At 69.8% G+C, this 12,632-nt stretch carries 12 protein-coding genes; 8 read left to right on the top strand and 4 right to left on the bottom strand.

Annotation, left to right across the window (positions count from 1 at the left end; all coding sequences use genetic code 11):
- Positions 1-51: 51 nt before the first annotated feature.
- The 3 genes from TSH58p_RS11160 to TSH58p_RS11150 are packed head-to-tail and all read right to left on the bottom strand — an operon-like array spanning position 52 to position 3,593.
- Positions 52-1,026 (bottom strand): quinone oxidoreductase, encoded by a 975-nt coding sequence (locus tag TSH58p_RS11160; protein WP_109069951.1) that lies wholly within the window; start codon positions 1,024-1,026, stop codon positions 52-54.
- 21 nt (positions 1,027-1,047) lie between these two features.
- Positions 1,048-1,569: a methylated-DNA--[protein]-cysteine S-methyltransferase gene (locus TSH58p_RS11155; protein ID WP_109070011.1), complete on the bottom strand. Its 522-nt coding sequence runs from the start codon at positions 1,567-1,569 to the stop codon at positions 1,048-1,050.
- A gap of 5 nt (positions 1,570-1,574) precedes the next feature.
- Positions 1,575-3,593: a thioredoxin domain-containing protein gene (locus TSH58p_RS11150; protein ID WP_109069950.1), complete on the bottom strand. Its 2,019-nt coding sequence runs from the start codon at positions 3,591-3,593 to the stop codon at positions 1,575-1,577.
- Positions 3,594-3,747: 154 nt separating this feature from the next.
- Here TSH58p_RS11150 and TSH58p_RS11145 point away from each other — a divergent pair, with 154 nt between their 5' ends.
- The 8 genes from TSH58p_RS11145 (at position 3,748) to TSH58p_RS11110 (ending at position 11,562) form a co-directional block, all read left to right on the top strand.
- Positions 3,748-3,999 (top strand): DUF6489 family protein, encoded by a 252-nt coding sequence (locus tag TSH58p_RS11145; protein WP_109069949.1) that lies wholly within the window; start codon positions 3,748-3,750, stop codon positions 3,997-3,999.
- On the top strand, positions 3,996-4,355 hold the full coding sequence (locus TSH58p_RS11140) for a ferredoxin (protein ID WP_109069948.1): 360 nt from the start codon (positions 3,996-3,998) through the stop codon (positions 4,353-4,355). Before TSH58p_RS11145 ends, TSH58p_RS11140 begins: the two co-directional genes overlap by 4 nt.
- A 34-nt stretch (positions 4,356-4,389) precedes the next feature.
- Complete coding sequence (mnmE, locus tag TSH58p_RS11135; protein ID WP_109069947.1) at positions 4,390-5,721, top strand: tRNA uridine-5-carboxymethylaminomethyl(34) synthesis GTPase MnmE; 1,332 nt, start codon at positions 4,390-4,392, stop codon at positions 5,719-5,721.
- A 109-nt stretch (positions 5,722-5,830) separates the two neighbouring features.
- Positions 5,831-7,699: a tRNA uridine-5-carboxymethylaminomethyl(34) synthesis enzyme MnmG gene (mnmG, locus tag TSH58p_RS11130; protein ID WP_109069946.1), complete on the top strand. Its 1,869-nt coding sequence runs from the start codon at positions 5,831-5,833 to the stop codon at positions 7,697-7,699.
- Positions 7,699-8,313, top strand: a complete 615-nt coding sequence (gene rsmG / locus TSH58p_RS11125; protein ID WP_109069945.1) for a 16S rRNA (guanine(527)-N(7))-methyltransferase RsmG — start codon at positions 7,699-7,701, stop codon at positions 8,311-8,313. The genes mnmG and rsmG overlap by 1 nt, the downstream gene beginning before the upstream one ends.
- Before the next feature lie 49 nt (positions 8,314-8,362).
- A complete protein-coding gene (locus TSH58p_RS11120; RefSeq protein ID WP_109069944.1) occupies positions 8,363-9,169 on the top strand; it encodes a ParA family protein in 807 nt (268 codons plus the stop codon).
- A complete protein-coding gene (locus TSH58p_RS11115; RefSeq protein WP_199230118.1) occupies positions 9,169-10,083 on the top strand; it encodes a ParB/RepB/Spo0J family partition protein in 915 nt (304 codons plus the stop codon). The genes TSH58p_RS11120 and TSH58p_RS11115 overlap by 1 nt, the downstream gene beginning before the upstream one ends.
- 114 nt (positions 10,084-10,197) lie before the next feature.
- Entirely contained in the window at positions 10,198-11,562 is a 1,365-nt protein-coding gene (locus tag TSH58p_RS11110; protein ID WP_109069942.1) for an esterase-like activity of phytase family protein, read from the top strand.
- Positions 11,563-11,586: 24 nt separating this feature from the next.
- Here the strand turns inward: TSH58p_RS11110 and holA are convergent, their stop codons facing one another.
- Positions 11,587-12,609 carry a DNA polymerase III subunit delta gene (holA, locus tag TSH58p_RS11105; protein WP_109069941.1) on the bottom strand — a complete coding sequence of 341 codons (1,023 nt, stop codon included), beginning with the start codon at positions 12,607-12,609 and terminating at the stop codon, positions 11,587-11,589.
- Between the last annotated feature and the right edge of the window lie 23 nt (positions 12,610-12,632).

Below are 12,632 nucleotides of genomic sequence, written 5' to 3'. Positions count from 1 at the left end.
AGAGGGTTAGGGTGAGGGGGTTGCACTTGTGCCGAACCCCCTTCTTCCCCCTTACGGCAGCAGCACCGTGGACCCGGTCGTGGCGCGCGACTCCAGCGCCCGGTGGGCCTCCGCGGCGTCGCGCAGCGCGAAGGTCTGGCCGACGTTGATGGTCACCCCGCCGGAATGCACCACCTCGAACAGGTCGGCGGCGCTGGCCATCAGGTCGTCGCGCTTGGCGACGTAGCTGAACAGGGTCGGGCGCGTGACGTAGAGCGAGCCCTTGGCCGCCAGCACCTGCAGATCCAGCGGCGGGACCGGGCCGGACGCCGCTCCGAACAGCACCATGAAGCCGCGCGGCCGCAGGCAGTCCAGGCTGTCCATGAAGGTCGTCTTGCCGACGCCGTCATAGACCACCGGCACGCCCTGCCCGTCGGTCAGGTCCTTCACGCGGTTCACGAAGTTGTCGCGCGTGTAGACGATGGGATGGTCGCAGCCGGCGGCGCGGGCCAGCTCCGCCTTCTCGTCGCTGCTGACCGTGCCGATCACGGTGGCGCCCAGATGCTTGGCCCACTGGCAGAGAATCTGGCCGACGCCGCCCGCGGCGGCCTGGACCAGGATGGTGTCGCCCGGCTGCACCGTGTAGGTGGAGCGCAGGAGGAACTGCGCGGTCATGCCCTGGAGCAGCATGGCGGCGGCCTGACGGTCCTCGATCCAGCTCGGCAACGGGATCAGCCGGTCGGCGGGGGCGAGGCGGGATTCGGCGTAGGCGCCGATCAGCGGCGCGTAGCCCACCCGGTCGCCGACCTTCAGCGTCGTCACGTCCGGCCCCACGGCCTCGACCACGCCGGCGCCCTCGGTCCCGATGATCGCGGGAAGCTGCGGCAGCTTGTAGGCGCCGGAGCGGTGGTAGGTGTCGATGTAGTTCAGCCCGACGGCGGTCTGGCGCAGGCGCACCTGACCGGGGCCGGGGTCGCCCACCTCGATCTCGTCCCAGCGCAGTGCCTCGGGTCCGCCGTACTCGTGGATGCGGATCGCGTGAACCATGGTGGTCGGTCCCTTCCCTTCCTATAGAAGCTGAAGCTCCAGCGTATCGCCGGCCTGTTCCGGTGTCACCCGGTACCGCCGCTCGTGGCGGAGCAGCCAGTCCTTGGTCCGCAGGCCGCCCAGGCCGGAATAGCCGCCGGGCGCCCCGCCGCCCCCGACGATGCGGTGGCAGGGGATGATCACCGGGATCGGGTTGGCCCCGCAGGCCCCGCCCACGGCGCGCGGCGCCGTGTCCAGCAGCCGCGCGACGTCGCCGTAGGTCAGGACGCCGCCGTAGGGAATGGCCTGCATCGCCGCCCAGACCGTCTGCCGGAAGGCCGTCCCGCGGGGGGCCAGCGGCAGGTCGAAATCCAACCGCGTCCCGGCGAAATAGTCGCGGAGCTGGCGCGCCGCCTCCTCCAGCACCGGGTCCGGCCGGTCTTGGCCCAGCCGGCCCCAATCGAGCGCCACGACGACGCCGTTCGCGCTGGTCAGGGTCAGCAGGCCCAGCGGGCTGTCGACGGTCAGGCTGCCGATGGCTGCGTTGTTTGGGGTCTGCGCCATGTCGGTCATCTCCGGGCCAGGGCGGCGCCCAGCGCGTCGGGCGCGGTCACCGGGGGGGAGCAGGTCATGCCGGTGCAGACATAGGCGGTCGCGACCCCGCCCTGCATGCCCTTGCCATGCGCCGGGTGCCCGGCGGGCAGATCCGTCCCCGGCGGCAGGACGGTGAGGATGCGGTCGGGGAGCGGGCGGTCGAGCACCGCCCGGCGCAGCGCCCGGGTGTCCGGCGCCTGCGGGTCGCCCACGATGACGATCTGCTGCGCCGTCTGGAGAAGCTCCGCCGCGTTCAGATAGGTCGGCAGCGGGAAGAAGTTGCGGCTCAGCTCGCCGGAGAAGGCGGCGGCCAGGGCGTCCGCCCGCTCCCGGTAAGCGGCCTCGCCGGTGCGGTGGTGCAGCGTCGCCAGCACGGCCAGCATGGTGCCGTTGCCGCTGGGGGTCGCCGCGTCGCCGGCCGACTTGGTGCGGACGATCAGGTCGTCGGCATCGTCCGCCGTGTAGAAATAGCCGCCGGCCTTGGCGTCCCAGAAATGCGCGTCGAGCACCCGCACCCAGTCCCGCGCCTGTTCCAGCGCGCCGGCATCGCCGGTCGCCTCGTGCAGGGCGAGCGCGCCGCGCGCCATGTGGGCGTAGTCGTCGAGCGTCGCCCGGTGCTTGAGCTGCCCGGCCCGCCAGCTGTGCAGCAGCCGCCCGTCCGCGGTCATGCGGTCGCGCACGAAGACATAGGCGCGCTGGGCGGCCGCGATCCACTCCGGCTCGTCGAAGACCATCCCGGCCTGGGCGAGGGCGGCGATCATCAGGCCGTTCCAGTCGGCCAGCACCTTGTCATCCCAGCCCGGCTTGATCCGCTTTTCCCGCTCCCGCCAGAGGATCGCCCGCTGTTCGGCCAGCGTCGCCTCGGTCTCGGCGTCCAGCGCCTCGATGCGGTGCAGCCGGTTGAGGATGGTCGCCCCCTCCCAGTTGCCCTGCGGCGTGACGCCGTAGGCGCGCTTGAAGACCTCCGCGCCGGGGCCGAGGAGGCGGTCGATCTCCTCCTCGTTCCAGATGTAGAAGAGGCCCTCCTCGCCCTCGCTGTCGGCGTCCTGGGTCGCCGCGAAACCGCCGCCCTCGGCGATCATCTCGCGCAGCGCCCAGCCCACCGTTTCACGGATGCGCGCCTCGAACAGCGGCTCCCGCTCGGCCTGCCAGACCAGCGTCATCAGGTCGAGAAGCTGGGCGTTGTCGTAGAGCATCTTCTCGAAGTGCGGCACCAGCCACATCTCGTCCACCGAGTAGCGGGCGAAGCCGCCGCCCAGATGGTCGTAGATGCCGCCCTGGCCCATGTGGGCCAGCGTGTTGGTGACCGCCTCCCGGTAGGGCTCCTTCCCGGTGCGCAGCCAGGCCCGCCACAGCAGCGTGAAGATCGGCACCTGGGGGAATTTCGGGGCGTGTCCGATGCCGCCGTGGAAGGGATCGACCTCGCGGACGAGCCGGTCGGCGATCTGGTCGAGCATGGCGAGGTCGACCTCCCCCGCCGCCCGGTTCTCGGCCAGCTTGCCAAGCGCGTCCTTCAGCGCGGCGACGTTGCGGGTCACGTTCTCCGGCTTGCTGCGGTAGGTCTCCGCCACGCCGCGCAGCACGTCGGGGAAGCCGGGCCGGCCGTAGCGCGACTCCGGCGGAAAATAGGTGCCGCCCCAGAAGGGCTCGGCGTCCGGCGTCAGGAACATGGTCAGCGGCCAGCCGCCCTGCTGCCCCAGCATGGCCAGGGCGGACTGGTAGATCTGGTCGACGTCCGGCCGCTCCTCCCGGTCCACCTTGATGTTGACGAACAGCTCGTTCATCACACCGGCGATCTCCGGGTTCTCGAAGCTCTCGTGCGCCATCACGTGGCACCAGTGGCAGGCGGCGTAGCCGACCGACAGCAGCACCGGCTTGTTCTCGCGCTTGGCCCGTTCGAAGGCGTCGCGACCCCAGGCCATCCAATGGACGGGGTTGTCCTTGTGCTGGAGCAGGTAGGGGCTGGTCTCCCGGCAAAGCAGGTTCGCGGGCATCGCAGGCGTTTCCGGTCTGTGGCGTGGTTGGGAATAAACTGGCGCGGCGGTGCCGTTGCGCCAGGGCTTCCTATCTGTATAGTGGGGCATGAGCCGAAGCGTCGCTCAACCCTTAATTTCCTGCGTACCGCGCGCTTTCAAAGGGAATGGGGCCATGAAGATCACCATCGACATCGACTGCACACCCGAGGAGGCGCGCCACTTCCTGGGCCTTCCCGACGTGAAGCCCATGCAGGACGCCATGATGCAGGAGATCCAGGAGCGCATGCAGGCCTCCCTGCTCGCCATGGACCCCGAGACGATGATGAAGACGTGGCTGCCGGCGGGAATTCAGGGCATGGAGCAGCTTCAGAAGATGTTTTGGTCCCAGATGGCCGCCGCCATGGGACAGGATGGACGCAAGTGACCGATCCGAAGCCCTACTTCGAAGCCCATGTTTTCTCCTGCACCAACCGCCGCCCCGACGGACACAAGCGCGGCTCCTGCGCCGCCCGGGGGTCCGAAAAGCTCCGCGACTACATGAAGGCCCGCGCCCGCGAGTTGGGGCTGGATGGCCGCGTGCGGATCAACGCCGCCGGTTGCCTGGACCGCTGCGAGCTGGGTCCGGTGCTGGTCGTCTATCCCGAGGGCGTCTGGTACACCTACCGCTCCTTCGCCGACGTGGACGCGATCCTGGAGACTCATCTGGTCGATGGTGGCCGTGTGGAGCGGCTCATGCTGAAGCCGGAACAAAAAGAGCTGCTGCCGGAACAGGTCGGCTGATCGTTCCGGATCCGGCACGATGACAGTTGGCACGATGATCCCGACCATTTTCGCCCTCGCCACCGCCCCCGGCCGCGCCGGTGTGGCGGTGGTTCGCGTTTCGGGCCCGGCCTCCGGCGACGCGCTCGCCGCCCTGACCGGCAAACCCCTTCCCAAACCCCGCATGGCCACCCTCGTCCGGCTGCGCGATCCCAAGACCGGCGAGGCGCTGGACGACGCCCTGGTGCTGCGCTTCACCGCCCCCCGCAGCTTCACCGGCGAGGACGTGGTGGAGCTGCACCTGCATGGCGGGCGCGCCGTGGTGGCCGGCGTGGTGGACGCGCTGTCCACCCTGCCCGGCCTGCGCGTCGCCGAACCCGGCGAGTTCACCCGCCGCGCCTTCGAGAACGGCAAGCTCGACCTGACCGAGGCCGAAGCGGTCGCCGACCTCGTGGACGCGGAAACCTCCGCCCAGCGCCGTCAGGCGCTGCGCCAGATGGAAGGCGCGCTCGGCACGCTCTACGACGGCTGGCGGGAGCGGCTGACCCGGTCGCTGGCCCACATCGAGGCCGACATCGACTTCCCCGACGAGGACCTGCCCTCCGGTGTGTCGGACGCCGCGCGTCCGGTGCTGGACGCCCTCGCCGCCGAGATCGACGCCCATCTCGACGACCGCGGCCGCGGGGAGCGGCTGCGCGAGGGGCTGCACATCGCCATCGTCGGCGCGCCCAACGCCGGCAAGTCGAGCCTGCTGAACGCCCTCGCCCGCCGCGAGGCCGCCATCGTCTCGGCGCGCGCCGGCACCACCCGCGACGTGATCGAGGTCCATCTCGACCTTGGTGGCTACCCGGTGGTCCTGGCCGACACGGCGGGCCTGCGCGAGGCCGCCGCCGACGAGGTCGAGGAGGAAGGCATCCGTCGCGCGCTCGACCGCGCTGCCCGCGCCGACGTGAAGGTGGCGGTCTTCGACGCGACCGCCCTGCCCACGCTCGACCCGGCGACGGTCGCCCTGGTGGACGCCGACACGGTCGTCGTCCTGAACAAGACCGACCTTGCCGGGACGGCTGTCCCCACGGTTGGTGACCAAACCGCGGTTGCGGTCTCGGCTCGGACCGGCTCCGGCCTGCCGGAGTTGGAACGGCGTTTGACGGCGTTTACCGCCGACCGGCTGGCCGGCAGCGGCGCCCCCGCCCTGACCCGCGCGCGGCACCGCTCCGCCTTGGAGGAGTGCCGGGATGCCCTGCGCCGCGCCTTGACCGCGCCTTTGCCGGAACTGATGGCCGAGGATGTGCGTCTGGCGAGCCGCGCCCTTGGCCGGATCACCGGACGGGTCGATGTCGAAGACCTGCTGGACGTGATCTTCCGGGACTTCTGCATCGGCAAATGATCGGAGGGCGGCGTGACAAACGCGCCGCCCCGCCCTGTTTCACGTGAAACACGGGCTGTGCTGCGTCGCAGAGCTTGGCGTCCGGCGCTGACTCGGCTATGGTCCGGCCATGCGAACGTTCGACGTCATTGTTGTCGGCGGAGGCCACGCCGGTTGCGAGGCTGCCGCCGCCGCGGCGCGCATGGGTGCGCGCACCCTGCTGCTCACCCACAAGCTGGACACCATCGGTGAGATGTCCTGCAACCCGGCCATCGGCGGGTTGGCCAAAGGGCATCTGGTGCGCGAGATCGACGCGCTCGACGGTGTCATGGCCCGCGCCATCGACCGCGGTGGCATCCAGTTCCGCATTCTGAACCGCAGCAAGGGACCCGCTGTCCGCGGCCCGCGCGCCCAGGCCGACCGCAAGCTCTACCGGCAGGCGGTGCAGGCGATCCTCGCCGAGCAGCCGAACCTGTCCATCGAGGCTGGCGGCGCCGAGGACCTGACCGTCGCCGACGATGGGCGCGTGACCGGCGTGGTGACCGGTTCCGGCGAGACCCTCGCCGCGGGGGCCGTGGTGCTGACCACCGGCACCTTCCTGCGCGGCCTGATCCACATCGGTGAAGAGACCACCCCGGCGGGCCGCGTCGGCGAGGCGCCGTCCATCGGCCTGTCCGACACGCTGGCGCGTCTGGGCTTCCCGCTGGGCCGCCTGAAGACCGGCACGCCGCCGCGCCTCGACGGCAAGGGCATCGACTGGGACGCTCTGGAGAAGCAGCCCGGCGACACGCCGCCGCCGCCCTTCTCCTATCTGACCGACCGTATCGACACGCCGCAGATCGATTGCGCGATCACCTGGACGACGCCGGAGATGCACGCGCTGATCCGCGGCAACCTCCACCGCGCGCCGATGTATTCCGGCCAGATCCAGAGCACCGGCCCGCGCTACTGCCCGTCCATCGAGGACAAGGTGGTGCGCTTCGCCGACAAGGAGCGCCACCAGATCTTCCTGGAGCCGGAAGGGCTGGACGATGACACGGTCTACCCGAACGGCATTTCGACCTCCCTGCCCCGCGACGTCCAGCTCGGCTTCCTGAAGACGATGCCGGGGCTGGAGCGCGCGGTGATGATCCGCCCCGGCTACGCCATCGAATACGACTTCGTCGACCCGCGGGAGCTGAAGCCGACTCTGGAGACCCGCCGGACCCCCGGCCTGTTCTTCGCCGGCCAGATCAACGGCACCACCGGTTACGAAGAGGCGGCGGCGCAGGGCCTGATGGCCGGCATCAACGCCGCTTTGCTGGCCGGTGGGTCGGCGGAGGGCTTCGTCCTCGACCGCGCCGACGCCTACATCGGGGTGCTGGTCGACGACCTGATCACCCGCGGGACCAACGAGCCCTACCGGATGTTCACCTCGCGCGCCGAGTATCGGCTGATCCTGCGCGCCGACAACGCCGACCAGCGGCTGACGCCCAAGGGGCTCTCCATCGGCTGCGTCGGGTCGGCGCGGCGCGACGCCTTCACGGCGAAGGCCGAGGCGCTGTCCGCCGGCCGCACACTGGTGCGCGCCCTTCAGGCCACCCCGGCGGAGCTGCAGCGGCAGGGCATCGCGGTCAACCAGGACGGTGTGCGCCGGACCGCCGCCGATCTGCTGCGCTATCCCGATCTCGACTTGTCGGTCCTCGCCCGGCTGTGGCCGGAGCTGTCGGCGATCCCCGCCGACGTTGCCGAGCAGTTGGAGATCGACGGCAAATACGCCGGCTATCTCGACCGGCAGGAGGCCGACATCCGCGCCTTCCGCAAGGACGAGGCGCTGGAGCTTCCCGACGATCTCGACCCCGACGGCATCGGCAGCCTGTCGGCGGAAATCCGGCAGAAGCTGCGGCAGGCCCGCCCGGCGACCCTCGGCGCCGCGGCCCGCATTCCCGGCATGACCCCGGCGGCGCTGGTCGCCCTGCTCCGCCACGTGAAACGGCGCGACGTGAAGGTGGCCGTCTGATGAGTCTGTTCGATGCCGCGGCCTTCCAGGCGGAAACCGGTGTTTCACGTGAAACGCTGGACCGGCTTGCCGCTTACGAGGCGACGCTGCGCAAGTGGCAGCCGAAGATCAACCTCGTCGGCCCCTCCACCTTGCCCGACGCCTGGCGCCGACACTTCCTCGACTCCGCCCAGCTCCATCCGCTGCTGCCCGAAGGCGCTCGGGTGCTGGTCGATCTCGGCAGCGGGGCCGGCTTTCCCGGCCTCGTCCTCGCCATCATGGGCGTGCCGGAGGTGCATCTGGTGGAGAGCGACTCCCGCAAATGCGCCTTCCTGCGCGAGGCGGCCCGCGTCGCCGGAGCGTCGGTCACGGTGCACAACAAGCGGATCGAGGCGGTGCCGCCGATCGCCGCCGACGTGGTGACGGCCCGCGCTCTCGCGCCGCTGAACGACCTGCTGACCTGGGCCCATCCCTTCCTCCAAGACAGGGGTGCGGCACTGTTTCCCAAGGGTCAAAATGTGGCCGACGAATTGACCGATACCACCAAATATTGGAAGATGCGGACCGAGCGCTTCGACAGCCGCACCGACCCCACCGGAACCATCCTGCGTGTGAGTGGTATCGCCCGTGTCTAAGACCGCGACTCTGATGCATTCCCGCTCCGAGGCTTCCCGAGAGGCTGACATGCCCTCTGCCCATTCTTCCGCTGCCCCGTCCGCTCGGGTCATCTCGATTGCCAACCAGAAAGGCGGCGTGGGCAAGACCACGACCACCATCAATCTGGCAACCGCCCTGGCCGCCATCGGCAAGCGCGTGCTGGTGATCGATCTCGATCCCCAGGGCAACGCCTCCACCGGTCTTGGCATTCCGCGCGCCGACCGGCGGGTCGGCATCTACGACGTGCTGTTCGACGGCATGCCGCTGGAAGACGCCGCGACGGTGTCGACAGTGCCGAACCTGTCGATCATCACCTCCTCCGTCGATCTGTCCGGCGCCGAGGTCGAGCTTGTCACCTCCGAGCGGCGCGAGTTCCGGCTGCGCGAGGCGGTGGACAAGAGCGCGCTCGAATACGATTACGTGCTGATCGACTGCCCGCCGGCGCTCGGCCTGCTGACGCTGAACGCGCTGGTCGCCTCCCATGCCGTGATGGTGCCGCTGCAGTGCGAGTTCTACGCGCTGGAGGGCCTCAGCCATCTCGTCCGCACCATCGAGCGGGTGAAGCGCGCCTTCAACCCCGATCTGGACATCCATGGCGTCGTCCTGACGATGTTCGACAAGCGCAACAACCTGTCCGACATGGTGGCCGCCGACGTGCGCGGCTTCTTCGGGGAGAAGGTCTACGACACCGTCATCCCGCGGAACGTGAAGGTGTCGGAGGCGCCGTCCCACGGCAAGCCGGTGCTGATCTACGACATGCGCTGCCCCGGGTCGCAGGCATACATCCATCTGGCGGGCGAGGTGCTGCGCCGTGAGAAGAGGCTGAGCGCGTGATGGAGGATACCAAACGTTCGGACGGCGGTGCCCGCCGCGCCAGCCTGGGCCGTGGCCTGTCCGCCCTGTTCGGCGAGGCGGCCGAGGATTACTCGGCGCTCGACAAGGTGCGCCAGTCCAAGCAGGTGCCCATCGAGTTCATCCATCCCGGCAAATACCAGCCGCGCCGGACCTTCGACGACGAGGCGCTGCAGGGGCTGGTCGAGTCGATCCGCGACAAGGGCATCCTCCAACCCCTGCTCGTGCGCCGGGATTCGGAGACGACCAACTCCTATGAGCTGATCGCCGGCGAACGCCGCTGGCGCGCCGCCCAGGTCGCCGGCCTGCACGAGGTGCCGGTCGTCATCCGCGAGCTGTCGGACCGTGAGGCGCTGGAAATCGCGCTGATCGAGAACATCCAGCGCCAGGACCTGACCCCGCTCGAAGAGGCCGAAGGCTACAAGCGCCTGATGGAGGAGTTCGAGCACACGCAGGAGGATCTGGCGCGCTCGGTCGGCAAGAGCCGCAGCCACGTCGCCAACATGATGCGCCTGCTCGCCCTGCCCGACCCGGTCAAGGGCATGGTGCAGGACGGGGCGCTCAGCGCCGGTCACGCCCGCGCGCTGCTCACCTCCTCCGATCCGGTGTCGGTGGCGCGCGAGGTGGTCAAGCGCGGGCTGAACGTTCGCCAGACCGAAGACCTCATGCGCGGCGGCGCCCCGACCAAGCCGAAGAAGGCCGGTGGTGGGCGCGGCGGCGCCGCCACCGACCCGACGCTCAAGGACGTCGATCTGGTGAACCTGGAGGAGGAGATCTCGGCCCGCATCGGGCTGAAGGTCGCCATCACGCCGCAGGGCAAGGGCGGCTCCATCACCATCCATTACCAGACGCTGGACCAGCTCGACGACGTGCTGCGGCGCCTCGGTGGTGAGTAGGACGTCGCGGAACCAAACTGTCACTTTAGTGAAACGGCACTAACATGATCTCCCCCTAAACAGGGTCGTCCGGCCGCATCGACGCGGCCGGAGCCGACACAGAGGGGGAGATTCATGAAGCCCATCCACGGCCTATGCCTTGCCGGCCTCACCGCGACCCTGCTCGCCGGTCCGGCTCTTGCGGACCAGAAATTCCCGGCGGAACTGGCCGGCCACGGCGTCATCGACGCCGCGACCTTCGTCGCCCCGCCCGCCGACGCGCCGGACCTGTTCCGCACCTCCGGCAAGTTCACCGCGGCCGACCGCAAGCGCGTCGACCAACTCCGCAGCATCGACGGCACGTCCTTCCTGTCGGCCCCCGGCGCGGCGCGCGGCACCGGCATGGCGCTGCCCTTCGAGGGCCAGCCGGTCCAGGGCTTCTCCGGCATCAAGGCGCTGGGCGACGGAAGCTTCCTGGTGCTGACCGACAACGGCTTCGGCAGCAAGGGCAACTCCGCCGACGCGATGCTGACGGTGCACAGGCTGACCATCGACTGGAAGACCGGCAAGGCGGCGGTGGCCGAGACGCTGTTCCTGCGCGATCCCGACCGCAAGGTGCCCTTCCCCATCGTCACCGAGGCGACCAAGGAACGCTATCTGACCGGCGCCGATTTCGACGTCGAGAGCGTGCAGATTGTCGGCGAGCGGATGTATTTCGGTGACGAGTTCGGCCCCTACATCCTGGTGACCGACCGGACCGGCACGCTGCTGTCTCTGCATGAGAGCAAGGTCGACGGCAAGCCGGTCCGCTCCCCCGATCATTACGCGGTGTCCACCCCGGCGGTGCCGGGCGCCGTCGGCTTCGAGGTGCGCCGCTCGCGCGGTTTCGAAGGGATGGCCGCGTCGAAGGACGGTCGGTTCCTCTATCCGCTGTTCGAAGGCCCGCTGTGGACGGGTGGTGCCTGGGAGACCAAGGACGGGCGCGAGTATCTGCGCATCGCCGAATTCGACGTCGCCAAGGGCGACTTCACGGGCCGCAGCTTCAAGTACCTTCTGGAGGCCAACGGCAACAACATCGGCGATTTCAACATGATCGACGCCACCACCGGCCTGATCATCGAGCGCGACAACGGCGAGGGCAACCCGGCCAAGGGCTGCGCCGGCCAGCCCACCCCGGACTGCTTCAACGCGCCGGCGCAGTTCAAGCGCGTCTACAAGATCGACTTCGCCCAGGCCGACGCGGAAGGCTTCGTGAAGAAGGTCGGCTACGTCGACCTGATGGACATCGACGATCCGAAGGGCGTCGCCCGGCTCGGCGGGGACAAGGGCAAGTTCACCTTTCCCTTCGTGACCATCGAGAATGTCGACGTGGTGGACGCCGAGCACATCGTCGTCGGCAACGACAACAACCTCCCCTACTCGTCGGGCCGCGAGCTGGGCAAGCAGGACCACAACGAGCTGATCCTGCTGCGCGTGCCGCAGTTCCTGGCCGCGAAGTAAGGGGCCGCGACGTAAGGAAGAGGTTCAGCGGCGCGCCAGCGAGGCGAGCTGGAAGAGGACGCGGGCGCAGAGCGTCTGGTCGGGCATGCTGGTGCGCTTGCAGTCCGCCTCGGCCTCGACCAGCCGCTCCAGCGCCTGCCGCACCAGCGGTGCCGGCCAGCGGCGGGCCTGTCCGGTCAGCCGCGGCTTCATCTTGAAGAACACCGGCGGGCGCAGCGCTTCCACCGCGGCGTCCGCCGACTTGCCGGCCGCCACCTGCCCGGCGACCAGCTGCAGGCGCTGGAAATGGCGCTGGGCGGCGCGCAGGATGGGCACCGGGGACATGCCCTCGGCGAACAGCCGGGCCAGCGAGCGGTCGAGCGTCGCGAAGTCGCCCTCCGCCGCCGCCCAGATCGGCTCGTCGAGCGACAGGGCCGCGCTGTCGCCGACGCAGGCCTGGGCGTCCTCCAGCCGGACGCGCGTCTCCGTGCCCATGTAGAGCGCCAGCTTCTCCATCTCGCCGCGCGCCACCATGCGGTCGCCGACCAGGTTGCCGGCAAGGAAGGTCAGCGCGTCGGGGTCGGCGGTCAGTCCGTGGCCGTGCAGGATGTCGGCGATGACCCGGCCAAGCGCCGCCTCCTCCTCCACATAGCAGGGAATGGCGACGGCGCCGTCCGCCCCTTCGAACAGAGTGCGCAGCTTCGACCGGTTGCCGAGATCGCCGGCCTCGACGATGACGAGGCTGTCGCCGGGCGTCCGATCGGCCAGGAAGGCGGTGAAGGCGGCGGTGACGTTGTCCTCCGCCTCGCGCACGCGGATCAGCCGGCGGCCACCGGTGAAGGACAGGGCGGCTGCCTCGTCGGCCAGACGCGCCGGGTCGTCGGCGACGGCGCGGCCCAGCATCTCCGTCACTCGGAAGGGGTCGGACAGGTCGGCGACCACGGTGCGGCCCAGACCCATGGCGCGATCGCGCACCAGACCGGTGTCCGGGCCGTAGAGCAGAACCGCGCGGATCTTGGGATCGGGACTGCGCAGGAAGCCGTCGATCGCCCGGGCTTGCAGCTTCACGAAGACACCGTCGGTGGCGGAGG

This window comes from Azospirillum sp. TSH58 (assembly GCF_003119115.1).
In the GTDB taxonomy this organism is placed as follows: Bacteria; Pseudomonadota; Alphaproteobacteria; order Azospirillales; family Azospirillaceae; genus Azospirillum.
This window is presented reverse-complemented; position numbering and strand designations above follow the sequence as displayed.

Bases quoted from the DNA above. Each gene is read 5' to 3' on its own strand.
- mnmE (WP_109069947.1), top strand. From the start codon at position 4,390: ATGATCCCGACCATTTTCGCCCTCGCCACCGCCCCCGGCCGCGCCGGT.
- TSH58p_RS11115 (WP_199230118.1), top strand. From the start codon at position 9,169: ATGGAGGATACCAAACGTTCGGACGGCGGTGCCCGCCGCGCCAGCCTG.
- mnmG (WP_109069946.1), top strand. From the start codon at position 5,831: ATGCGAACGTTCGACGTCATTGTTGTCGGCGGAGGCCACGCCGGTTGC.
- rsmG (WP_109069945.1), top strand. From the start codon at position 7,699: ATGAGTCTGTTCGATGCCGCGGCCTTCCAGGCGGAAACCGGTGTTTCA.
- TSH58p_RS11150 (WP_109069950.1), bottom strand. From the start codon at position 3,593: ATGCCCGCGAACCTGCTTTGCCGGGAGACCAGCCCCTACCTGCTCCAG.
- TSH58p_RS11120 (WP_109069944.1), top strand. From the start codon at position 8,363: ATGCCCTCTGCCCATTCTTCCGCTGCCCCGTCCGCTCGGGTCATCTCG.
- TSH58p_RS11160 (WP_109069951.1), bottom strand. From the start codon at position 1,026: ATGGTTCACGCGATCCGCATCCACGAGTACGGCGGACCCGAGGCACTG.
- TSH58p_RS11110 (WP_109069942.1), top strand. From the start codon at position 10,198: ATGAAGCCCATCCACGGCCTATGCCTTGCCGGCCTCACCGCGACCCTG.
- TSH58p_RS11145 (WP_109069949.1), top strand. From the start codon at position 3,748: ATGAAGATCACCATCGACATCGACTGCACACCCGAGGAGGCGCGCCAC.
- TSH58p_RS11155 (WP_109070011.1), bottom strand. From the start codon at position 1,569: ATGGCGCAGACCCCAAACAACGCAGCCATCGGCAGCCTGACCGTCGAC.